The 20521-nt window shown below is 70.8% G+C and carries 15 protein-coding genes; 6 read left to right on the plus strand and 9 right to left on the minus strand.

Annotated features, from left to right (window positions below; genetic code table 11):
- Positions 1–20 precede the first annotated feature (20 nt).
- The 4 genes from VGO20_RS09260 to VGO20_RS09275 form a co-directional block, all read right to left on the minus strand.
- The gene (locus tag VGO20_RS09260; RefSeq protein WP_327502040.1) at positions 21–1469 is read right to left on the minus strand and encodes an L-lactate permease; all 1449 of its coding nucleotides are present in this window, start codon (positions 1467–1469) and stop codon (positions 21–23) included.
- A 78-nt stretch (positions 1470–1547) separates the two neighbouring features.
- Positions 1548–3056: an FAD/NAD(P)-binding protein gene (locus VGO20_RS09265; RefSeq protein WP_327502041.1), complete on the minus strand. Its 1509-nt coding sequence runs from the start codon at positions 3054–3056 to the stop codon at positions 1548–1550.
- Positions 3046–4635 (minus strand): amino acid adenylation domain-containing protein, encoded by a 1590-nt coding sequence (locus tag VGO20_RS09270; RefSeq protein ID WP_327502042.1) that lies wholly within the window; start codon positions 4633–4635, stop codon positions 3046–3048. Before VGO20_RS09270 ends, VGO20_RS09265 begins: the two co-directional genes overlap by 11 nt.
- Entirely contained in the window at positions 4632–6023 is a 1392-nt protein-coding gene (locus tag VGO20_RS09275; RefSeq protein ID WP_327502043.1) for a citrate/2-methylcitrate synthase, read from the minus strand. Before VGO20_RS09275 ends, VGO20_RS09270 begins: the two co-directional genes overlap by 4 nt.
- A gap of 364 nt (positions 6024–6387) precedes the next feature.
- On the opposite strand from VGO20_RS09275, the gene VGO20_RS09280 reads away from it, so the two are divergent.
- From VGO20_RS09280 to VGO20_RS09305, 6 genes are all read left to right on the plus strand, one after another.
- Positions 6388–7608: a hypothetical protein gene (locus tag VGO20_RS09280; RefSeq protein WP_327502044.1), complete on the plus strand. Its 1221-nt coding sequence runs from the start codon at positions 6388–6390 to the stop codon at positions 7606–7608.
- Positions 7609–7693: 85 nt separating this feature from the next.
- The gene (locus VGO20_RS09285) at positions 7694–8581 is read left to right on the plus strand and encodes a 50S ribosomal protein L11 methyltransferase (RefSeq protein ID WP_327502045.1); all 888 of its coding nucleotides are present in this window, start codon (positions 7694–7696) and stop codon (positions 8579–8581) included.
- A gap of 215 nt (positions 8582–8796) precedes the next feature.
- Positions 8797–10848: an aminopeptidase P family protein gene (locus tag VGO20_RS09290; protein WP_327502046.1), complete on the plus strand. Its 2052-nt coding sequence runs from the start codon at positions 8797–8799 to the stop codon at positions 10846–10848.
- Positions 10849–10988: 140 nt separating this feature from the next.
- Positions 10989–11354 carry a chemotaxis response regulator CheY gene (locus VGO20_RS09295; RefSeq protein WP_327502047.1) on the plus strand — a complete coding sequence of 122 codons (366 nt, stop codon included), beginning with the start codon at positions 10989–10991 and terminating at the stop codon, positions 11352–11354.
- A gap of 4 nt (positions 11355–11358) precedes the next feature.
- Positions 11359–12282 carry a hypothetical protein gene (locus VGO20_RS09300; protein ID WP_327502048.1) on the plus strand — a complete coding sequence of 308 codons (924 nt, stop codon included), beginning with the start codon at positions 11359–11361 and terminating at the stop codon, positions 12280–12282.
- 142 nt (positions 12283–12424) lie between these two features.
- Entirely contained in the window at positions 12425–13195 is a 771-nt protein-coding gene (locus VGO20_RS09305; protein ID WP_327502049.1) for a hypothetical protein, read from the plus strand.
- Positions 13196–13237: 42 nt separating this feature from the next.
- On the opposite strand, the gene ligA is transcribed toward VGO20_RS09305, so the two are convergent.
- The 5 genes from ligA to VGO20_RS09330 all read right to left on the minus strand — a co-directional run bounded on the left by ligA (position 13238) and on the right by VGO20_RS09330 (position 20510).
- The gene (gene ligA, locus VGO20_RS09310; RefSeq protein ID WP_327502050.1) at positions 13238–15340 is read right to left on the minus strand and encodes an NAD-dependent DNA ligase LigA; all 2103 of its coding nucleotides are present in this window, start codon (positions 15338–15340) and stop codon (positions 13238–13240) included.
- A gap of 97 nt (positions 15341–15437) precedes the next feature.
- A complete protein-coding gene (gene recN / locus VGO20_RS09315; RefSeq protein WP_327502051.1) occupies positions 15438–17108 on the minus strand; it encodes a DNA repair protein RecN in 1671 nt (556 codons plus the stop codon).
- Positions 17109–17115: 7 nt separating this feature from the next.
- On the minus strand, positions 17116–17952 hold the full coding sequence (locus VGO20_RS09320) for an outer membrane protein assembly factor BamD (protein ID WP_327502052.1): 837 nt from the start codon (positions 17950–17952) through the stop codon (positions 17116–17118).
- A gap of 111 nt (positions 17953–18063) precedes the next feature.
- Complete coding sequence (gene lpxC, locus VGO20_RS09325) at positions 18064–19008, minus strand: UDP-3-O-acyl-N-acetylglucosamine deacetylase (RefSeq protein WP_327502053.1); 945 nt, start codon at positions 19006–19008, stop codon at positions 18064–18066.
- A 218-nt stretch (positions 19009–19226) separates the two neighbouring features.
- Positions 19227–20510 carry an ATP-grasp domain-containing protein gene (locus VGO20_RS09330; protein ID WP_327502054.1) on the minus strand — a complete coding sequence of 428 codons (1284 nt, stop codon included), beginning with the start codon at positions 20508–20510 and terminating at the stop codon, positions 19227–19229.
- Positions 20511–20521: the final 11 nt, after the last annotated feature.

The following is a 20521-nucleotide window of genomic DNA, read 5'->3' on the forward strand; positions in this document are numbered from 1 at the left end:
CGACGGCGAAAGGGGAATGATTACCCCAGGACGAGGAGCGCGGCGACCATAGAAAGCAGCAGAAGCGGCGCGGCGCCAAGCGGCCACGCACGCCGGTAGACGGCATGTTCCAGGTCGGTCTGCCGGGCCAGCGCGCAGCCCATCGCGACCCGGACCGGCGACAGCATCGTCAGCGCGGCGGCCGCGGTGTTCTGGATCGCCGCGACCTGGACGAGCGGAAGCCCGCTTTGCGCTGCGATGCCCGCCTGCGCGGCCATGAGCAGTCCGTTCGAAGCGTTGCCGCTGCCGGCCAGGAACCCGAAGGCTCCGGCAAGCCAGGGGGTCGATACCACCGCATAGGGTCCGAGGGCCTGGCCGAGCCCGGCCGCAAGCGCTCCGGCCATCCCCGAGTCGGCCATGATCCGTGCCATCACCAGATAGATGGCGATCGTCAGGATCGCCTTGCGGCCGCGCGACCACGTCGTTCGGGCCGCGCCGGCAATCGCGCCGATGCGGCCCGACACGCAGGCGGCGATCAATCCGACGGCGACGAGCCAGGAGCCGGGATGCAGCGCCGGATACCACGTCGTGGCGTCGGTGAAGGGTTGTATCGCCGCGACCTGTGCGAGCCACGCGTTCAGGGCGGGAACGGCTCGGCTGGCGGCGAGGCCGGCGATCAGCGCGGTGTAGGGCAGCGCCACTCCCAGCGCCGACTTCCACCGGCCTTCGTCCGGCCGCTCATCGCGCCAGAATTGCAGCGCGACCAGTGGGCCCAGGGCGGCCATGCCGGCGATCTCCGGGCCCAGCCGCTGGTTGGCCGCGATCAGCAGCAGCAATGCCGCCGCCATCCACGCCAGGTCCGCCAGCATGTGCCGGACGTTGTTCTCCAGTCCGGCGGCGGCGGCCATGCGCCAGAAAAGGACGAGCCAGGCCGACAGCAGGGGGACGCTCAGGATCGCGCTCTCGACGCCGAGTTCGCGAGGCGTGATCCCGGCGAAGGCGGCGCCCACGATCGTTCCGTTCGCCATGGCCCCCCAGGGTACGAGCACCTGGCTGAACAGTCCCAGCGTCACGACGTTGAGGGGCGAGATGCCGGTGCGGAGCAGGATCGCGATCGTCGTGACCTGGCCCACGCCGAACCCCGTCGCCGCTTCGGCGAACGGACCGATGAGAAAGCACGCGGCGAACGTGCGCCGGCGATTGAGCCAGGCCGAGGCCGGCTCGGCTCCCTCGCCCTCGACGCCCGTCGACGAGAGGACCTCGCGGAAGAACAGTCCGCCGAGGATGACGGCGCCGACGAACCAGGCGAGCCACAGCCCCTTCATGCTCGCCGTCAGGACGTCGGCCATCTCCATCGATGCCGGTGCCGTGGTCGACGCGACGGCGACCGTGATCGCGACGCCGCACAGCCCCGCCCCGATCGGGCCCGTCCGGCCGCTGGCGATGAGGACGGCGACCGCCAGCAGGGGGAGCGACCAGACGAGATGCATCGGTGCACGATCGGGTTCGGTTGCTTGTCGGTGAAGGGGGCTTCGACCGTCCGCTCTCGGCGGGTCCTGCTGCCGTCCTCAGCCGGACGGTTCCGGCAGGTCCGCGTGCAGGGCTTCGGCCGATCCCGGGACGAACTGCTCCACGGCTTCCGTTCCGCCGAGGAGGCGGGACGCCAGGGTGGCGCACTGGGTCCGGATGTCGCGTATCGCGATGATTTCCAGCAAGCTCCCGCGGCAGACCGGGCCGACCGCGAACAGTCGTTTCAGGGGATGCCCCTCGGCATCGAAGAGGGTGCCTTCCGCCGTCGCCTCGATCCCGTACCCGACCTCGTCCCATCGCACCATGCCGGATCGCAGCAGGCTCGACAGCAGCGGGTTCTGCGGCTTCTCATTGTTCCAGGACGGACCGGTGCAGTTGATGGCCGCCCCGACGACCACCTTCTCGATCCGTTCGGCGCTCCGCCGCCGTACGTGCAGGGTGATCAGATCGCCCTTGGCTTCGCTGGCCGTGATGCGGCCCGCGATGACCCTGACCCGTCCACTGTCCATCAGCTCCGAGAATGTCACCGCCGTCTTCGGAGGAAGCCGCGTCCGGTGCATGTGCCAGAAGGGCGAGACGTGCTCCAGAAAAGCTCTTTTCTCCGCCTGGGAGAAGCCGGCCCAGATCGGCTGCGTGTGCGGCCGCAGCGCGTTGACGACCGCCCGCCAGTCTCCCCCGGCCTCGACGACGCGTTGCGACTCCGATCTGATCCACCGCATGAGCGGCAGGAGACGGCTCGGCAGGTCGTCCCGCTCGACGGCGTGGGGCGTCCTGACGTGGATGTATGGCTGCGCGATGCATCCCCGGCGCGATATCAGCGTGATGTCCGATCGGTGGCCGTTGGACAGGAGGCTCAGCATGATGTCGGTTGCGGTCTGGCCGCTGCCGACGATCGCCACGGGGACGTCCTTGCGCAGTGCCCGGATGGCGGCGGCGTTCCACGGATCGTCGATGACGAACCGTTCGTCGATCCGCGACCCGATCGACCGCGGCGGGGGATGGCCGATGGCGAGGACGGCGGCGGAAACGCCCACCGTGCTCCCATCGTCCAGGATCACGTCGAGGCGGCCGCGCGCCTCGGCGACGTCGCGGACCTCCGCCTTCACGAAGTGGACCGTCGTGCCGGAGGCCGACGGGTGCTCCAGCTGCGACATGAGATGCTCGAGGTAGCGGGTGTAGAGCATCCTCGGGACGAACTGCTCCGGCAGGGGTATCGCCGGGTCGAGGAAGTCATGCGCATGGGGGTCCGTTCGCAGGAAGTCGACGAAGTCGTCCCGTGCGTCGTCGAAGGCGCTCAGATTGCCCGCAGGCCCGTTGAGGAGGTGCGCGGCCTCCCGGGTTCCGAAGGCGACGCCGTTGCCGGGGCGGCCCCGCTCGAACACGAAGACTTTCGCGCGGCCCCTGGGGCTCCGATGAAGATGGGCCGCCAGGCAGATCGCGGAGAATCCGCCTCCTATCACGGCGATGGTGGCGCAGTCCTCTCCGGGGTCGGGAAGATGCGTCCTGCCGAAACGCGTCTCGGTTCGATGGGGATGTTCATACCGCATGGGCCGCACCTTTCGCGCCGACGCATCGGACCAGCAGATCCTTCACCGCGCGTCGATCCAGTTTTCCGCTGCTCGTCCGCGGCATCGCCTCGATCACTTCGACGAGCGCCGGAAGCATGTAGCCCGGCAGGGTCGATCGAAGCCGGGTGCGCAGCGCGTCGCCGTCGATGCCGTTGCCGGAGACCGCGGCGACGATCCGCTCGGCGACGGCAGGGCTCGGCGGCCACGCGAACGCGACCGCCTCCACGACCCCGTCCTGGTCGCGCAAGGCCGCTTCGACCTCTCCGAGCTCGATGCGGTGCCCGTTGATCTTCACCTGATGATCGCGGCGCCCCACGAAGGTGATGTCGCCGCCCGGCAGCTCGCGGACCAGATCGCCGGTCCGGTAGTAGCGGCGCCGCTCTCCGGTGGAGGCTTCCTTTTCGTAGAAGGCCGCCGCGTCCGCTTCGGGGTTCCGCCAGTAGCCCGAGAATGTTTGCGGTCCGGCCACGGCGAGTTCGCCGACCTGGCCCCTGCCGGCCGGCACCAGATCCTCGTCGACGATCTCGAAGGAGAGCCCGTCATAGGGGCGGCCGATGGGAACGATCCCGTTCGCGCATAGTGCGGGAGACGTTCGCGGTTCCCAGCGGTGCGCGGCGCAGGCGATGGTCAGTTCGGTAGGGCCGTAAAGGTTCTCGATGACCGAGCCGGGTGCGGCTCGCTGCCAGGCTTCGGCGTATTCCTGCGGCAGGGGTTCGCCGCAGAACAGGCTCAGGCGAAGGGATGGCAGGGAGTCCGGGGTGAGCAGGCCGAGCTTCATCTGCATCGCGACCATCGACGGCACCGAGAACCAGACCGTCAGTTGGCGGGCGCGCGCGACGCCGAGCGGTGCCAGCAGCTCGGCAGGGGTGAAGCCGCACAACGTTGCACCGGCGCTCCAGGCCATGAAGATGTCGAAGATCGAGAGATCGAAGCTCTGCTCGAAGGTCTGGGACAGGACGTCGTTCTCCGTCACGCCGTAGCGGTCCAGGTTCGTCTTCAGGAAGGACGTCACGTTGCCGTGGGAAATCGGCACTCCCTTAGGCGTGCCGGTGCTGCCCGAGGTGAACAGGATATAGGCGATGTCTCCCGCCCGCTCGTCGGTGGCGCGGCCCTTGCCGGAACGCACGACGTCGACGCTCCCGCCGTCGGTCTCGACGATTGGGGGAGGGGCGGGATGGTCCGCCAGAAGGTCGCGCATCGACCCCGCGGTCTGGCCGTCGCACAGGATCGCGTCCAGGTCGGCGATGTCGACGATGCTGCGCAGGCGGGCTGCCGGCAGCGTCGGGTTGAGCGGCACGAAGGCGGCGCCGGCGAGTAGGGCGCCGAGGGTGCCCGCATAGGAACCGATGGAGCGGCGCGCGCAGATCCCGACCCGGCGGGGTGCATGTGCTGCCGCCCGCAGGCCTTCCGCGATGTTCCCGGCGAGTTGCCCGACGTCGGAATAGGTCCAGCTCTCCGCGCCTATCCGCAACGCCGTTCGGTCCGGCCAGCGCGTCGCGCTCCTAAGAAAGCCCTCGTGCAGTCGGGCGTGGCGTTGAAGGGTTCGATCGCCGATCATGCCGGTGCGCGCTCCTCATAGGCTCGCGCCGCAGCGCCCTGATACAGGAGCTGCGGACGTATCAGGACGTTGTTGGCGCGCTGTTCGCGGCAATGCGCCACGAGGCCCGCCGTTCGGGCGGCGAAGAAAACGGGACCGAAGAGATCGCGCGGAAGACGCAGCGCCTCGAAGACCGCGCTCGCATAGAAGTCCACGTTGACGTCGAGTCCCACGCTGGCGTGCTCGCGGAGCGCCGGGGGAATTGCTTCGAGGACGTCGAGGATGCGCTTGTCCCCGCCGTTCGCGCTCAGTTTTTGGGCGAGAAAGCGAAGGCGCCGGCTGCGCGGGTCGGCCGTACGGTAGACGCGGTGGCCGAATCCGTAGACGACGTCCTTGCGCTCAAGCCGGCGCTGGACGAAGCGCGCGGCGGCCGATGGCGTTCCGATCTCTTCGGCCATGGCTATGACCTGATCGACGGCGCCGCCGTGCAGGGCGCCGGAGAATGCGCCGATGGCCGAGGCAAGCGCCGCATGCATGCCGGCGTTCGTGCTGACGGCGACGCGTGCGGTGAACGTCGAGGCGCTGGACCCGTGATCGGCCAGTATCACCAGGGCTTCCTCTAGGGTCGCGGCTTCCTCCGGGTCGGGGGGGACGCCCCTGATCATGGCGAGGAGATTGGCCGCGTGTCCGAGGCCGGGGTCCGGCTCGACCGGCGCCTCGCCCGACCGGAGCCGGTGAAGAGCGCCGACCAGCGTCGGAAGCTGTGCGACGGCTGTCATGTCCGGGTCGGCGTCCTGGCTCCGGGCCGCTCCAAGCGCGGCCACGGCAGCCTGCAGGGCGAGGAACGGCGGCGCGCCGGCCAGGGCCCTCAGGACTTCGGCGGCAGGCGCCGGGATCGGGCGCGACGCCCGGAGTTTTCTGGAGAATTCACCCATCTCGTCTGCGCGGGGCAGGTGCCCCCGCATCAACAGGTACGCCGTTTCCTCGAAGTTCGATCGCGTCGCGAGTTCATCGACGGAATACCCCCGGTAGCGCAGGGTATTGCCCGCCGCGTCGACATTGGTGATGGCTGTTCGGTCGAAGTTGATGCCCGCGAGACCACGATGGACCTTGGTGCTCGCGGTCGTTCCATCCCCATCGCCCGACGGTTTCCGGGAGCCGCCTTCCGGGGCCGCGCCGCCGTCGAGGAATGCCCGGATGGAGCCCACGGTCGTGAGGCTGGAGACGAGTTCGTTCGTAATCTCGACGTCGTAGGTGCTCTTTATCTTGAGCATGAGGCGGACATGCGCCAGCGAGTCCCATTCCGCGATGTCCCGATACGCCAGGTCATCGGTCACGGTCCGGGAGGAGATGCCGAGGACCGACGAAATGATCTCTTCGAGGGGCGGAGGATAGGTGTCGATCTTCACCAGAGGTGAGGATGTACCCGTCGTTCGCAAGGTCATGGCGATAACCTTTCGGAATTTACGGCAATTGCAGAAAATCTGCCCTGACAATCCGGAGGGATTTTACATACCGCATTCCATGCTATGTTGCAGTTAATGTTCTTTTATCAAGTTATCATGTTTCGTGTGATTAGCAATGTTATATCTATGTAAAGAAATGAAATTCCGTTCTTGGCATTTAGATAAAATGCTTGGTTGAGAGAAGGCCGGATCTCCTCGGGAGAGTCCCGCCGCCGCCGTTCGCGCGCCCGCGATTAGCGAAATTTCAATCAAATCTCCCGAAGATCGGTCCGGATTGCCGTCGGTCCGACGCGCATGGGGAGGTGGCGTGCTCAAGAACCGGTCCTTGAGCTTCGAAGTGACGGTGTGCCGCGAGGGCCGCTGGACGATCGAGGCCGTCTTCGACGACGAGGCGGCGGCCCTTCGGACCGCACGGGGCCTGCTCGCCACCGGCGGGGCGGAGGAGGTCAAGGTCACCAGGCAGCGCAGCATGTTCGGCGGCTTCTCGACCAACAGCGCGATCCTGCACGAGCGCCGCCCCGAGGTCCGGGACAAGCCCATCGTCCTCGGCGCCCGCCTGAATACGGCGCCGGCCTGCGGCACGCGCGCGGACCTGTACGGGCTGCCCAGCCGCCAGGCGATGAACCGGCTGTTCCGGCAGTTCCTCGACAAGTACCGCGTCACGCCGACCGAGGTGCTGCACAACTGGTCCTGGGCACGCCGCCTGGCCGACACGGGGACGCTGCTGTCCAGCGCCAGCCATCACGTCGCCTCACTGCAGGCGGAGGCGTCCGGCCGTCCCGTGCGCGAGCGGCTGGGCGAGATCGAGGGGCTGGTCGCGGCGGCGATGGCGCGTGCCCGCGACTTCGCGGCCGAGCGCCGGCGCCTGCCGCGTTTCGAGCCGGCCGAACTCGGCCATGTCAGCCGGCGCATCCGTGCCGAGGTCGGGCCGGAGGAGCACGACTTCACCTTCCTCGCCATGCTCTCGCTCCACCTGATGCAGGCCGGGTCGATCGCGGGGCGCCAGGAAATGGTGCTGGCGATGATCGCGGACGACCTCGACCCCGGCCTCTCGGCGCTGCTGGAAGGGGTGGTCGCCGACACGCTCGGCACCGCCGAGGCCGTGAAGGAACTGCTCGGGCCGCAGACGAGCCTGGGGGCGTCGCTGGGCGCGCTGGCCGACTTCCTGAACGGCAGGGCGCAACCCGCCGGCCCGGCCCCGAGCCCCAATACGGCCCTGGCCCGGATCGGGCGCCTGGCTGCGGCCGGGCGGGCCGACGCCTGCCGGGCGGTGCTGCTCGACCGCCTGGTCGCCGAGCTCGGGCGGGACAACCCCCTCGACAAGCGCAATGCCGACGCCGAGGCGGCACTGCTCGACCGGCTCGTGGAGCGGCTGACGGACGACGCCGGCGCCCTGCTCGGCGGCGCGGCGACCGAGGCGGCCCTGTCCCGGCGCCGGCTGCGCCTGCGCCAGAGCATGCTGCGCGGCATGGGCCTGGTCGACGCGGCCGAGCAGCTGCCGTCGCGCTGGCCCCCGCCCGGCGCCTGAGGCCGGCCGCGGGCGGCGTCACGGCTGGTAATCGCGGGCGGGATGCCCCATAACGACGGCCTCCGTCCGCCACCGGCCCCGCATCATGTCCGACTCAGAACTCTGGCGCGTAGCGCTCACCGTCCCGCAGACCCATGTGGCCCCGTTCGCCGACGCGGTCGGCGACTTCGCCGCCGCCCTGTCCACCTTCGAGATCGAGGAGGGAGAGCGGGGGGCTTGGCTGATCGAGGCGACGACCCACGGCGAGCCGGACCGCGCCCGGCTGATCGCGCGCGTCGCGGTGCTGGCCGAGGCCCTGGGCCTGCCCGAGCCGGAACTGACCGTCGAGCCGCTGCCCCGGCTCGACTGGCTGACGCGCTCGTACCAGAGCTTTCCGCCGATCCGGGCCGGCCGCTGCTTCATCTACGGCTCCCACTACGAGGGGGAGGTGCCGCCCGGCGCCGTGGGCCTGCTGGTGGACGCCGCGACCGCGTTCGGGTCGGGCGAGCATGCGACGACCAAGGGGTGCCTGCTGGCGATCGACCGCCTGCGCCGGCGGATCGGGCTCGGCCGCGCGCTCGACATGGGGTGCGGCTCGGGCATCCTGGCGCTCGCGATCGCGAAGCTGTGGCGCCGGCGCGTGCTCGCGGTCGACATCGACGAGGAATCGGTGCGCGTGGCGCGCCTGAACGCGCGCCGGAACCAGGTCCCGGGCCTCGTCCGCGCGAGGGCGGGGAACGGCTACCAGGTGGCGGATGTCGGCCGTATGGGCCCCTACGACCTGATCGCCGCCAACATCCTGGCCCGCCCGCTCGCCCGCATGGCGCCCGACCTCAGGCGCCATCTGGCGCCCGGCGGCCACGCGGTCCTGTCCGGCCTGCTGATCCGCCAGGAGAACCGCGTGCTCCACGCCCACCGGGCCCAGGGCCTGCACCTCGCCGCCCGTCTGCGGATCGGTGACTGGTCGACGCTGGTGCTGCGCCGCCGGGGGTGACTAAGGCCCATGCCAGGACCAAGCAAAACTGACCCTCTCCCTGTGGGCCCTGTGGGAGAGGGAATATTCAGCATGTCTTATCGACAGGCATCCAGGATTTCCGCGAATCACATTCCCTCGCGAGGCCCCTGGAACCCCTCGCATCCCGCTTGCCTGCGGGCGGCCCCGGCTCTAGCTTCAGCCGGCGCGCCGATGCAGCGGGAGAGGGAGGAACGATGGGCATGGCCACGGGCCGGACGGCTTACCGGGGGGACGACGCGCTCGCCGGCCTCCTGTCGAGTGCCGGGATTCGCATCACGGTCGAGGATCTGCGCGGCCTCGTCGCCGGCGTGAACGCCGCGCCGCCGGGCCAGGACCCCGACGGCTGGATGATCCTTCTCGGCGCCGATCCGGCGACGCTGCCCGACACTTTGCGCGCGCAACTCCGGGCCCTGAAGGACGACATGGCCGCCGGCGACGGTGTCGGCGGGGGCGGGCCGGACCCCGTCGGGCGAATCGCGGCCCTGCGCGCGGAACTGGACCGGCGCGGCCTCGCGGGCTTCGTGGTGCCCCGCGCCGACGAGCACCAGGGGGAATACCTTCCGGCCCGCGCGGAACGGCTCGCCTGGCTCACCGGCTTCACCGGCTCGGCCGGCGTCGCGGTCGTGCTGCGCGATGCCGGCGCCATCTTCGTCGACGGCCGCTATACGCTCCAGGTCCGCCAGCAGCTGCCCGCCGGTCTGCTGGAGTACCGCCACCTCGTCGACGAGCCGCATGTCGACTGGATCGCCGCGAACCTGCCCGCGGGCGGGCGGCTCGGCTACGATCCGTGGCTGCACACGGTCGGCTGGGTCGAGCGCGCGCGCCAGGCCGCGGCGAAGGCCGGCGGCGAGCTGGTGCCGGTGACGGACAATCCCGTCGACGCGATCTGGGGCGACCAGCCGTCCGCGCCGATCGCCCCCGTCGTGCCGCACGACGTCCGCTTCGCCGGCCGCGGCGCCGAGGACAAGATGCGGGACGTGGCGGCCGCAATCGCGCGCGACGGCGTCGCCGCGGCGGTGCTGAACCAGCCGGACAGCATCGCCTGGCTGCTGAACATCCGCGGCACCGACGTTCCCCACACGCCGCTGCCGCTCTCCTTCGCGGTCCTGCACGCCGACGCCCATGTCGACCTGTTCGTCGACCGGCGCAAGCTGGTGCCCGGGCTGGAGAGCCATCTCGGCAACCGGGTCAGCCTGCGCGACCCCGCCGGGCTGGGCGACGCGCTCGACGGCCTCGGCCGCGAGGGCCGCAAGGTCCTGGTCGATCCCGCGAGCGCCACCGCCTGGACGGTCGAGAGGCTATCGGCCGCCGGCGCCCAGGTGGTCCGCGGCACCGATCCCTGCGTGCTGCCCAAGGCGCGCAAGAACGAGGTGGAGCTGGAAGGCACGCGCGCCGCCCATCGGCGCGACGCGGTCGCGATGGCCCGCTTCCTCGCCTGGCTCGCCCGCGAGGCGCCGTCCGGCCGCATCGGCGAGATCGGGGCGGCGGAGCGGCTGCACGCGTTCCGCAGCGCCGGCGAGCGGTTCCGCGGCGACAGCTTCGTCACCATCTCCGGCGCCGGCCCCAACGGCGCCGTCGTCCACTACCACGTCACGCCCGCGACCGAGCGCAGGATCGAGCCCGGCACCCTTTACCTCATCGACAGCGGCGGCCAGTACGACGACGGCACGACCGACGTCACCCGCACGGTCGCGGTCGGCCAGCCGACGCCGGACATGCGCGACCGGTTCACCCGCGTGCTCAAGGGCCACATCGCGCTCGCGACCGTGCGCTTCCCCAGGGGCACGACCGGCTCCCAGCTCGACGTGCTCGCGCGCCAGTACCTGTGGCAGGCCGGCCTCGACTTCGACCACGGCACCGGCCACGGCGTCGGCAGCTATCTCGGCGTCCACGAAGGGCCGCAGCGCATCTCCAAGGTGCCCAACGCCGTGGCCCTGGAGCCGGGGATGATCCTCTCCAACGAGCCCGGCTACTACGAGACCGGCGCCTACGGCATCCGGATCGAGAACCTGATCGCGGTCGAGCCCTGCGCCGAGCTGCCCGGGGCCGGGCGGCCGATGCTGTCCTTCGAGACGCTGACCCTGGTGCCGATCGACCTGGCCCTGGTCGAGCCCGGGCTGATGACCGCGGGGGAGATCGCCTGGCTCAACGCCTACCATGCCCGCGTGCGCGAGGCGGTCCTGCCGGACCTCGACCGCGAGGCCGCCGACTGGCTCACGGCCGCGACGGCCCCGATCGTCGCGTGACGGCCGTATGGCATTTCCAGAAAACGACGGGGCGCCGCGGTAACCCAAAATTTACGGGGTATGCGCATGGTTGATCCGCTGCGGTCCCGGTCCGCCGGGCCGCCCGTCGCCGGTACGGACGAATTCTATTGGAGCACGCTATGAAGATCCTCGTGGTCGACGACTATGCAACGATGCGGCGGATCGTCCGCAACCTTCTGACACAGATCGGCTACACCGACGTGGACGAGGCGGGCGACGGCGTCACGGCCCTCCAGAAGCTGCGCGAGAGCAAGTTCGGCCTCGTGATCTCGGACTGGAACATGGACCCCATGACCGGCCTCCAGCTCCTGAAGGAGATCCGCGCCGACAACAAGCTGAACGGCACGCCCTTCATCATGGTGACCGCCGAGAGCAAGACCGAGAACGTCGTCGCCGCCAAGGAGGCCGGGGTCAACAACTACATCGTGAAGCCCTTCAACGCAGAGACGTTGAAGATGAAGATCCAAGCCGTTCTCGGAGGGTGAGGCATTGGAGCGGGCCGTCCACCTGACCGACGAGGAATTCGACGACATCGAGGAGACGATATCCCGCTCCGCCAAGGGACGGGCGTTTCTCCGGCGTTTCGCGCGGCGTGCGCAGGGTGCCGCGACGGAGGAGATCCGCGAGGTGCTCGGCGGGCTCCGGAGCATCCTGACGAACCAGCAGGGCGTCGCGTCCACCGCGCAGCACCTGGCCGTCCTGCGGCGCGAGCTGCTCGAGATGGCGGGTTCGATCGAGAAGGCCCGGCGCGAAGTCGCGGCCCTCAAGCCGCCCGACAACGGCAACAACAAGATCCTGACCGCGACCAACGAGCTGGATGCGATCGTGACCTCGACCGAGCGGGCGTCGTTCGACATCCTCAACTCGGCCGAACGCCTGATGGAGCTGACCACGCGCCTGCGCCGCTCCGGCGCGGACGAGCAGCTATGCGGCGACATGGAGGCGGAGATCACCAGCATCTTCACCGCCTGCTCGTTCCAGGACCTGACCGGCCAGCGCACCAGCAAGGTGATCAACGCGCTCCGCTACATCGAGCACCGGATCAGCGCGATGATCCAGATCTGGGGCATCGAGGGGATCTCCCTGACCGCGGACGCGGCCGACGGCGAGCTGCGCGACGGCCGGCCGGACGCCCATCTGCTGTCCGGCCCGGCGCTGCCGGGGCAGGGCGTCAGCCAAGCCGACGTCGATGCACTCTTCGCCGGCCTCGACGCCGCTCCCGAAGAGGTGGAGGCCGAGCCGGAACCCGAGGACGAACCGGTCGCGGCCGCGCCGCCCCCGCCGCCCCCGGCTCAGCCGAAGGCGGCCAAGCCGAAGGCGGCGGCGCCCCAGCCGAAGGCGCCGACCCCCGAGCCCGCGCAGGCGAACCCGCAGCCCCTGGACCAGTCGGCCATCGACGCGCTGTTCGGCTGATCTCCCAGGTGTATCGGCCCGGGTGCATCGGCCCGTACTGCCTCGGCATTTAGTAAAATGGTAACGGGCCGAACCTATCCTGAGCTTACGAACCGCCGCCGAGCCCGGGGCGGACGATGATCTCGCGGCGAAGGTCGAAGGCATGAGCGGTTCCACCAACGGACAGTCCCGCCGCAAGCCGTTCATGGCGGAGCTGCAGCTCAAGCGGGCCCAGGCCGGCGTCCATGCGGGCGCCCAGGCGGGCGGGGCCGCCGCGCCGGCCGCCATGGACGCGGGGCGGGACGCCGCGCTGCCGGCGGCCTTGGCCGTCGACCACTCGGCGGTGCTCGACGCGATCGCCCAGCTCAGCGGCAAGTTCGACCGCTTCATCGCCGCCGACCACACCGAGATCGAAAAGATCCAGATCGAGATCTCCGACATCGCGGGCCGCATCAAGGCGACCAAGGCCGAGATGGCGGCGCTGCGCCATCCGCTCGCCAACGAGGACAAGTTCCAGCAGGCCTCGGAGGAGCTGACGGCGGTGGTCTCCGCGACGGAAGGGGCCACCAACGCGATCATGCAATGCGCCGAGGAGATGGACGAGATCGTCCAGGAACTCCGCGCCCAGTTGCCGGAGGGCTACCAGTCCTCGCGCGTCAACGACATGAACGACCTGATCGTCCGCATCTACGAGGCCTGCAATTTCCAGGACCTGACCGGCCAGCGGATCAACAAGGTCGTCCGCGCGCTCTCCTTCATCGAGGAGCGGGTCGAGGCGATGATGGGCGTCTGGAACCGCAAGGAATTCGAGCTGATGCCCCTGCCGCCGGGCCTCGCGAAGAAGGACGGCGAGCTGGACCTGCACGGCCCCCACGAGGCCGAGCCCGAGAAGGGCATGATCAGCCAGGCCGAGATCGACGCCCTGTTCGGCTGATACCGCCCAGCTTCACCCGCCGACCCGTTACCCGCCGACCCGTTACCCGCCGACCAGGGCCAGCCACTCCTGCTCGCTCAGCGTCTCGACGCCGAGCTCGCGGGCCTTGGCCGCCTTGCTGCCGGCATCGGCCCCAACGACGACGTAGTCGGTCTTGGCGGAGACCGAGCCGGCGACCTTGGCGCCCAGCGATTCCGCCCGCGCCTTCGCCTCGCTGCGCGTCACGGTCTCCAGCGTGCCGGTGAAGACGACGGTCTTGCCGGCGATCGGCGAGGCGACGGCCTTGGGCGGGACGTAGTCCTGGACCCGCACGCCCGCCGCCAGCAGGTCGTCCAGGACCTCCTTGTTGTGCGGCTCGCCGAAGAAGGCGAGGAGGTCGGCCGCGACCGACGGGCCGATGCCCTCGATGTTGATCAGGTCGCCATACGCCTCCGAGCCGTGGACCTGCGCCTGCTCCAGGCACTCGCGCAGATGGTCGAGGGAATGGTAGTGCCGCGCCAGCAGCTTCGCCGTCGCCTGCCCGACCTGGCGGATGCCGAGCGCGAAGACGAACCGGTCCAGCGGGATCTCCCGGCGCGCGTCGATGCTGTCGAACAGCTTCGCGGCGGAGCGTTCGCCCCAGCCGTCGCGGTTCTTCAGCCGGGTCAGGCTGCCCCGGTCGCGCTCGCGCAGGCGGAACAGGTCGCCGGGGCGCCGGACCATGCTCTCGTCCCAGAACTGGCGGATGATCTTGTCGCCCAGCCCCTCGATGTCGAAGGCGTCGCGCGAGACGAAGTGGCGCAGCCGCTCCACCGCCTGCGCGCCGCAGACGAGGCCGCCGGTGCAGCGCCGGACCACCTCGCCCTCCTCGCGCACCGCGGCGCTGCCGCATACCGGGCAGGCGTCGGGGAAGACGTAGGGCTCGCTGCCGTCGGGCCGCAGGTCCTCGACGACGCGCACGATCTGCGGGATGACGTCGCCCGCGCGCTGCACGACGACCTGGTCGCCGACCCGGACGTCCTTGCGGGCGATCTCGTCCTCGTTGTGCAGCGTCGCGCGGCTGACGACGACGCCGCCGACCGTCACCGGCTCCAGGTCGGCGACCGGCGTCAGCGCGCCGGTCCGCCCGACCTGGATCGTGATCGCCTTCAGGCGGGTCTGCGCCTGCTCGGCCGGGAACTTGTGCGCGGTCGCCCAGCGCGGGGCGCGGCTGACGAAGCCGAGGCGGTCCTGCCAGTCGAACCGGTTCACCTTGTAGACGACGCCGTCGATGTCGAAGGGCAGCGCGGGGCGCGCGGCCTGGATCTCCTCGTAATAGGCGAGCAGCTCGGCCGTGCCGCGGCATAGCCGGCTCGGCTCGTTGAGCCGGAAGCCCAGGGCATGCAGCCGCTGGCGCGCCTCCCATTGGGTCGGGGCGAGGCGTTCCGACGTGTCGCCCCAGGAATAGCCGAAGAACCCCAGCGGCCGCTCGGCCGTGATCCGCGGGTCGAGCTGGCGCAGGCTGCCGGCGGCGGCGTTGCGGGGGTTGGCGAAGATCGGTTCGCCCTTGGCGAGCCGGCGCTCGTTGAGGCGCATGAACTCGTCGCGGTCCATGTAGACCTCGCCCCGGACCTCCAGCACCGCCGGGAACGGGGCGGCGAGGGTCTGGGGCACGTCCGCGATGGTGCGCACGTTGTTGGTGACGTCCTCGCCCTCGGTGCCGTCGCCCCGGGTGGCGGCGAGCACGAGCCGCCCGCCCTCGTAGCGCAGCGAGCAGGACAGGCCGTCGATCTTCGGCTCCGCGACCAGCTCGACGTCCTCGTCCTCCTTCAGGTTCAAGAAGCGCTGGATGCGGGCCACGAACTCCGCCGCCTCGTCGGGGTCGAAGGCGTTCGCCAGCGACAGCATCGGCACCGCATGGGGAACCTTGCGGAACCCGGCGGCCGGGGCCGCCCCGACCTTCAGGGACGGGCTGTCGTCGCGGCGCAGCTCGGGGAAGCGCAGCTCGATCGTGTCGCTGCGCCGGCGCAGCGCGTCGTAGGCGGCGTCGGTGATCGCCGGCGCGTCCTGCTGGTGGTACAGGCTGTCGTGACGCGCGATCTCGGCGGCCAGCGCCTCCAGCTCCGCCGCGGCCTGATCCGGGCTCAGGTCTTCCACCGGGATGTCGCGAAGCGTCACGTCTGCCATGTCGGTCTCGGGTCTGGGACGAAAGCGGTACCGCCGAAGCGGGGCGCGCAGCAGCAGGATAGCGGGCGACGCCGCGCCCGCAACGGTTTCGCGGCGTTCAGCCGCGGCCGGCGATCAGGCTGTCGGCGGCGGCGCGCGCCGCCTGGGTGATGCTGGCGCCCGACAGCATGCGGGCGATCTCCTCCCGCCGCTCCTCCTCGGAGAGCTGGACGACCGTGGTCGCGACTCGGTCGCCCTGCGCCGCCTTCTGCACGCGCCAGTGATGCGCCCCGCGGGCGGCGACCTGCGGGCTGTGGGTCACGACCAGCACCTGCAGGTCGCGGCCCAGCCGCGCCAGGCGCTCGCCCACTGCGTCGGCGACGGCGCCGCCGATGCCGGTGTCGACCTCGTCGAAGACCAGGGTCGGCACGGTGCCGACCTGGGCCAGCACGACCTTGAGCGCCAGCATGAAGCGCGCGAGCTCGCCGCCGGACGCGATCCGGTTCAGCGGGCCGGGGGGCGAGCCCGGATTGGTCGCGACCTGGAACTGCACCCGGTCGATGCCGTCGGGGCCCCATCCGCCCTCGTCGGCGATCCGCTCGACCTGGGTCGAGAAGCGGGCCTTGTCGAGCTTGAGCGGCGGCAGCTCGGCGGCGACGGCGGCGTCCAGGCCGGCCGCGGCGTCGCGCCGCCGCCCCATCAGGGCCTCGGCCGCGCCCAGGTACTCGGCGCGCGTCAGCTCCGCCTTGCGGGCGAGCTGGCCGAGCTGGCCGCCCTGGTCCTCGATCAGGGCCAGCCGGCGGCCCATGTCCTCGCGCAGGCCGGGCAGGGTGTCGGCGTCGGTCTGGTGCTTGCGCGCGGCCGCGCGCAGCGCGAACAGCCGCTCCTCCAGCTTCTCCAGCGCGCGCGGGTCGAGATCGACGTCGCTCGACGCGGCCTCGAGGGCGGCCGTCGCCTCGGCCAGCTCGGCACCCGCGCGGTCGAGCGCTGCCACCACCGGGTCGAGCCGGCCGCCGGCCTTGTCGGCGATGCGGCCGAGCATGCGCATCGCGCCCGCGACCGCGCGCTCGGCGCCGCGTTCGCCCGCAAGCTCGGCATGCGCCGCGCTCATCGCCTCGACCACCTTCTCGCGGTGCATCAGCACGGTCCGGGTCTGGGCGAGCTCTTCCTCCTCCCCCTCCCGGGGGTCGAGGGCGTCCAGCTCGGCGACGGCATGGCGGAGATACTCCTCCTCCGCCCGCGCCCGGGCCGCGTCGGCGGCCGCCTGCTCGCGCGCGGCCTCCACCTGGCGCCAGGCCCGCCACGCCGCGGCGACCCGCTCGGCGTCGAGTGCCAGGCCGGCATAGGCGTCGAGCACGCCCCTGTGCGTCTGGGCGTTGAGCAGGCCGTGCGTCTCGAACTGCCCGTGCACCTCGACCAGCGTCTCGCCGATGCGGCGCAGCAGCCCGACGCCGACCGCCTGGTCGTTGACGAAGGCGCGCGAGCGGCCGTCCGCGGTCAGCACGCGGCGCAGGACCAGCGTGTCCTCGACGTCGAGCCCCTGCTCGCGCAGGATGTCGACGGCGCCATGGCCGGGAGCCAGGTCGAACTCCGCCGTGACGGAGGCCTGGTCGGCGCCGTGGCGCACCAGACCGCTGTCGGCGCGGGCACCCAGCGCCAGGCCCAGCGAGTCGAGCAGGATCGACTTGCCGGCGCCGGTCTCGCCGGTCAGGACGCACAGGCCGGGCCTCGGCGACAGGCCGAGGCGTTCGATCAGGACGACGTCCCGGATCGAGAGGGCGACGAGCATGATGCCGTCAGAACACGAAGTTCCACGCCCTGCTCAGCCAGGAGCCGCTGCCCGGCCGTTCCGGCCGGACATTGGCGTCGACGAGCAGGGCGTAGCTGTCGATGTACCACTCGCTGCCGGGGAAGTTGTGCCCGAGGACGGCGGCGGCGGCCTTCGCCTCGTCGACGATGCCCAGCGCCAGATAGGCCTCGGTCAGGCGGTGCAGCGCCTCGGGGACGTGGCTCGTGGTCTGGTACCGCTCGACCACGGTCCGGAACCGCCCGATCGCGGCGTTGTAGTGGCCCTGCCCGAGATAGTAGCGCCCGATCTCCATCTCCTTGCCGGCGAGATGGTCGTTCGTCAGGTCGATCTTCAGGCTCGCGTCGCGCGCGTAGGGCGTGTCGGGGAAGCGCCGGACCACCTCGCCCAGCGCGCTGAGGGCGAGCTCGGTGATCCGCTGGTCCCTGCGGACGTCGGTGATCTGCTCGTAGTAGGAAAGCGCCTTCAGGTAATAGGCGTAGGGCGTCAGCTCGCTGCCGGGATGGAGCTGGATGAACCGGTCGAGCGCGATGATCGCGTCGTCGTACTCGAGCGCCTGGTAGTGCGAGAAGGCCGCCATCACCTGGGCGCGCGTCGCCCACTGGGAGTACGGGTGCTGGCGTTCGACCTCGTCGAACAGCCGGGCGGCGTCGCCGAAGTCCTCCTGGTCGATGGCTGTCGTGGCGTCTTCGTAGATGCGCTCCACCGGCCGCTCGACATACGGCTCCTCCTCGTCGGTCGAGGAGCATGCCGCCAGTCCGGCGGTCAGCGCGACTGCGAGCCAGGGGCCGGCGACGAGGCGGAGCGCGGCACGGGAATTGATCATTTCGGAGTCATGACGGCTGCTGACGGTGCGGCCTATATAGCACGCCCCGCCCTGGCGGGAACAAGCTTTGGCGCGGCGTCGCCGGTTCGGGCCCGGGCGGGCCCGGACGGTTCAGGCGCAGGCGGCGACCTTGGACGAGCTCCAGGCCCCGGACAGCGTGTCCTCGTCCTCGGCCTGCGCGAGCGTCCAGGCCGAGCTGTCGGCGAAGAGCGCGCGCAGGACCAGGTTGTTGAGCGCGTGGCCGGAGCGGCGGCCGTGGAAATGGCCGAGGATGGGCGCGCCGGCGAGGTACAGGTCGCCGATGCCGTCGAGGATCTTGTGGCGCACGAACTCGTCCGGGAAGCGCAGGCCGCCCTCGTTCAGGATGCGGTCGCCGCTGATGACGATCGCGTTGTCGAGCGAACCGCCGCGCGCCAGCCCCATGCGGCGCATGTGGTCGACCTCGTGGAGGAAGCCGAAGGTGCGGGCCCGCGCGACGTCGTTCTTGAACGTGGTCCGGTCGAGCTCGACGAAGCCTTCCTGCCGGGCCACGGCGGCGCTCGAGAAGTCGATCTCGAAGCTGAAGGTGCTGCCGGGCGAGGGGCTGAGCGTGGCGTGCTTCTCCCCGTCGCCGACGGTCACTTCCTTCAGCACGCGCACGAAGCGCCGGGTGGAGGACTGCGCGAGCAGGCCCGCGCATTCGATCAGGAACACGAAAGGGCCGGCGCTGCCGTCCATGATCGGGACCTCGGCGCCGTCCAGCTCGATCACGGCGTTGTCCACGCCGCAGCCGCGCAGCGCCGCCATCAGGTGCTCGACCGTCCCGATCGTGGTGCCCGCCTCGTTGCCGACGACGGTGCACAGCCGGGTGTCGATCACCGCGTCCCACCGGGCCGGCACGACGGCCCGGTCCCGCGGCAGATCCGTGCGCACGAAGGTGATGCCGGTGTCGGCATCCGCCGGCGCCAGCGTCATCGACACCTTCGCGCCGCTGTGCAGGCCGACACCCGTGCAGTGAATAGCGGACTTGAGGGTGTGCTGGACCGGCATCTGTGACATCTGGCTGAGAGTGGACACGGGCGACCTTCGGTAATGGGAGAAATTTGTCGGCGCCGTGCTCGGATAGAGGCGAACCCGAGACACACGTACTAGCTAACAAGTCGGAGCCGCACCAACAAATCACCTTTTGTTACGGTTTGTTACGCCCTTTGGCGAGGCCGGGACGCGCAAGGCATAGGCCGGGCGGCAGCGGCGCGCAGTGTCGGCCGTCACGGCCGTCTCATGGAAACACGTGGTCAGGTCGCGAGTTCGATCCCGAGTTCCTCGGACAGGCGGGCGACGATCGCGTCCGCCAGGGCCTCCATGCGCGCGCCGCCCTCGCCGGCGACCTGGAGGAAGCCGAAGATCTGCTGCTTCTGGCTGCCGGCATAGGCGCGGACGACCTGCCCCGGCTCCGCCTTGAGCCGGAACAGCCGCAGATGCTCGCGATGGTCGTCGAGCCACGCCAGGTCCGGCGCGCGTGCGACCACCGCGTCGTGGCGGCTGGCGATGCAGCGGGACACGGCGGCCATGCCGGGGGGCGGGGCGGGCGGGTCGGCGGGGTCGCCGACATGGATGCGGGCCGCGCTCTCGTAGATGTCGGCGCCGGTGAGGTTCCGGTACAGCAGCGGCATCAGCGCCCCCATCAGGCGCGCGTTCGCCTCGAGCAGGCGCGGCCCCTCGGGCGTCACGATGACCTCGACATGGAACAGGCCGAGGTCCAGCCCCAGCGCCTCGACGGCCGTCCGCGCGTGGTCCACGACATCGCGGCGAGTCGCCTCGTCGATCTGCGCTGGCATCGTCGCGCCCAGTTCCATCGCTTCGTCGTACTGCGCGCGCTTGCGGCCGGAGACCATGAAGGGCAGGGACCGCCCCCCTGCGACCCCGAGCTCGACCGAGACCAGCGGGCCTTCCAGGCGCCGCTCCAGCAGCAGCGTGCGGGTGTCAAGCAGGCGGTCGAGCGGGCCGAGATGCGCCCGTCCGGCCTCCACCGCCGCGAAGGCCCGCTCCAGCGCCGCCTCGTCGTCGACGCGCGCCGCCATCAGGCTGCTGGTGCCGGCGGCCGGCTTCAGGAACAGCGGGTAGCCGACGCGCGCCGCGACCTCGCGCGCGGTCGCGAGGTCGCTGGCCGTGCCGTAGGCGGTGCCCGCGATGCCGGCCCGCTCCAGCGCCGCCCGGGCATGGTCCTTGCGCCGGACCGTCGCCACGGCGCCCCGCGCCGTGAAGGGGATGCCCAGGCGCTCCGCGACGGTCGCGAGCGGCTCGAGCGCGACGTCGAGGAACGTCACCGCGCCGTCGACGGGCTGCGCCTTCCCGGCGTCGCGCAGTGCGCCCTCCAGCGCCTCCTCCTCGGCCGTGACGGGCACCTCGATCACGGCGTCGGCGAGCGGGATCAGGCTTCCGGCCAAATCTTCCGGGTACTTGCTGTCGTCCCGGGAGCGCACGAAGGTGACGCGGTAGCCGAGCCGCTTGGCGGCCGGTATCAGGTTCAAACCCCAGTAGTTGGCGTCGACCAGGACGATGTGGCGGCGCGCGGCCATGGCTTCGGTCT

The sequence above is a fragment of the Arenibaculum sp. genome (genome assembly GCF_035998295.1).
GTDB lineage: Bacteria > Pseudomonadota > Alphaproteobacteria > Azospirillales > Azospirillaceae > DASYHS01.

Coding starts and splice junctions, on each gene's coding strand:
- VGO20_RS09320 (WP_327502052.1), bottom strand. CDS start 17,952: ATGATCAATTCCCGTGCCGCGCTCCGCCTCGTCGCCGGCCCCTGGCTC.
- VGO20_RS09295 (WP_327502047.1), top strand. CDS start 10,989: ATGAAGATCCTCGTGGTCGACGACTATGCAACGATGCGGCGGATCGTC.
- ligA (WP_327502050.1), bottom strand. CDS start 15,340: ATGGCAGACGTGACGCTTCGCGACATCCCGGTGGAAGACCTGAGCCCG.
- VGO20_RS09305 (WP_327502049.1), top strand. CDS start 12,425: ATGAGCGGTTCCACCAACGGACAGTCCCGCCGCAAGCCGTTCATGGCG.
- VGO20_RS09330 (WP_327502054.1), bottom strand. CDS start 20,510: ATGGCCGCGCGCCGCCACATCGTCCTGGTCGACGCCAACTACTGGGGT.
- recN (WP_327502051.1), bottom strand. CDS start 17,108: ATGCTCGTCGCCCTCTCGATCCGGGACGTCGTCCTGATCGAACGCCTC.
- VGO20_RS09270 (WP_327502042.1), bottom strand. CDS start 4,635: ATGATCGGCGATCGAACCCTTCAACGCCACGCCCGACTGCACGAGGGC.
- VGO20_RS09285 (WP_327502045.1), top strand. CDS start 7,694: ATGTCCGACTCAGAACTCTGGCGCGTAGCGCTCACCGTCCCGCAGACC.
- VGO20_RS09265 (WP_327502041.1), bottom strand. CDS start 3,056: ATGCGGTATGAACATCCCCATCGAACCGAGACGCGTTTCGGCAGGACG.
- VGO20_RS09260 (WP_327502040.1), bottom strand. CDS start 1,469: ATGCATCTCGTCTGGTCGCTCCCCCTGCTGGCGGTCGCCGTCCTCATC.
- VGO20_RS09290 (WP_327502046.1), top strand. CDS start 8,797: ATGGGCATGGCCACGGGCCGGACGGCTTACCGGGGGGACGACGCGCTC.